This is a genomic window from Pedobacter sp. 10L46_2, assembly GCF_056395165.1.
The window spans coordinates 1-1843 of the sequence record NZ_JBFTIZ010000481.1 but is presented as its reverse complement, the minus strand read 5'-3'; the positions used below and the strand labels follow the sequence as shown (position 1 = coordinate 1843).

The 1843-nt window shown below is 35.9% G+C and carries 2 protein-coding genes and 1 pseudogene; all 3 read right to left on the bottom strand.

The annotated features are described in order from the left end of the window. Window positions 1-469: response regulator transcription factor (locus AC1DDX_RS27050; protein WP_477622989.1), on the bottom strand; the 469-nt coding region annotated here is incomplete at its 3' end. A 105-nt stretch (window positions 470-574) separates the two neighbouring features. Further along, window positions 575-1684 (bottom strand): TlpA disulfide reductase family protein, encoded by a 1110-nt coding sequence (locus AC1DDX_RS27045; RefSeq protein WP_172660408.1) that lies wholly within the window; start codon window positions 1682-1684, stop codon window positions 575-577. 8 nt (window positions 1685-1692) lie between these two features. Continuing rightward, window positions 1693-1843: pseudogene (gene gatB / locus AC1DDX_RS27040) on the bottom strand (Asp-tRNA(Asn)/Glu-tRNA(Gln) amidotransferase subunit GatB); the annotation flags it as partial.

Sequence of the window (1843 nt, the reverse complement as noted above, 5' to 3'; positions counted from 1 at the left end):
TTTTACCACTCTGAAAAACAAGGTACGCTTCTCTGTCAATTACCAAATCACCTATTTCAACCTTATTATCAGAAACCTCGTCTCCGCTTGCATTTCTTCTTAGAATCGCATTAATACGACTTACTAGTGCACGAGGCTTAATTGGTTTAGCTATATAATCATCTGCACCAACATTAAATCCCGCTATTTCTGAATACTCTTCACTTCGTGCTGTTAAAAACACCATAAAAGTATTTTTAAACTCAGGAATAGCCCTCATTAACCTGCATGCCTCAATACCATCCATCTTTGGCATCATGATATCCAGGATAATTAAATCAGGATGTACCTTCTTTGCAATCGTAATGCCTTCCTGACCATTATTGGCTAAGAATACCTGATATCCCTCTTTCTTTAAGTTATACTCAATTAACTCTAAAATATCTGGTTCGTCATCAACAATAAGTATCTTCTGTTTTACGGTGCTCATAGCTTTAATTATTTGTTACGAAATTAGGTAATCAATTATAATATACCGTTAAACTCATGTTAACAAATTGTTAATACCATCATGTATATTAACATGAATTTAGGGTTAGCGTAAAGTTTTATTTAAAAATGCATCAAGCTCCTCTCCGCGAAGATTCTTTGCAACTATTGTTCCTTTTGGATCTATGATAAATGAGCTTGGAATAGCCTCTATTTGATACAATCTAACTGTAGAACCTTCAAAATCGCTTAATTCGCTGGCATGGTTCCAGGTTAGTTTATCATCAGCAATTGCTTTTTTCCATGCTGCCGGGTCTTTATCTAAAGAAATACCCAATATGGTAAAATTCTTGTCTTTATAAGTATTGTAGGCTTTAACCACATTCGGATTTTCCTGTCTGCATGGCATACACCACGATGCCCAGAAATCAAGCAATACATATTTTCCTTTAAAATCAGACAACTTAACTGGCTTTCCATCGATACCGGTTATGGTAAATTCTGGTGCAGCCTGACCAATTTGAACAGCCTTTAAGCTAGCCATTCTCTTTAAAAATTCAGTTACTGCGGCATTATCATTAAACTTACTTTTGATTTTATCAGAGTAAGCCACCATTTCTTTCTCAAATTCCGAAGGATTTAACAAGTTTATGGCATAAAAACCTGCTAACGATTCCGTATTCTCCTCAGCAAATTTCAACACCGCTTTATTAAGCCCTTCAATTTCAGCAGTATATTGAGGTCTCATTTGCTCCATAATAGCTTCTCTCTTATCTGGCTGGGCCGATACTGCTTCATCAAACTGAGTTTGTATAGCAGCAATTTTAGTCATATACTCATGCTTGGTGGTGTTCAATTCCTGTAACTTATCAGCCTCAGCAGCACCAGATGTAGTATAAGCCAATGATTTGTCGGCCAAATCAGCAGTAATTTTAATTTCATCGCCATTCTTTGCAATAATCATATATTCGTTATTGCCCGCAGAAATCCTAAAGAAATCTGCCCCAGGGGTTGAATGGGTAAATTTAAATTCTCCTTTTTCAGAAAACACAGTTGAATCTAATGGCAAAGCATTGTCTTTTTGCAAACCAAATAAGTAAACTTTGCTTTTTGGAGCAGCGTTTTTAAACTCTCCGTTAATTACAAACTTACTTTTATCCTTACATGCTGCAAAAGCCACACACAACACCAATACATACCCAATACGTTTCATCATAATATTTACTATTTTAATTTCTCTTGTAACAATTCATTTATTTTTTGGGGATCTGCTTTTCCCCTGGCAAGTTTCATTACCTCACCTACAAAAAGCCCAAGCACGCCTTTTTTTCCTTTTTTATAGGCTTGTACCTGTGCTTCGTATTTCGATAGAACC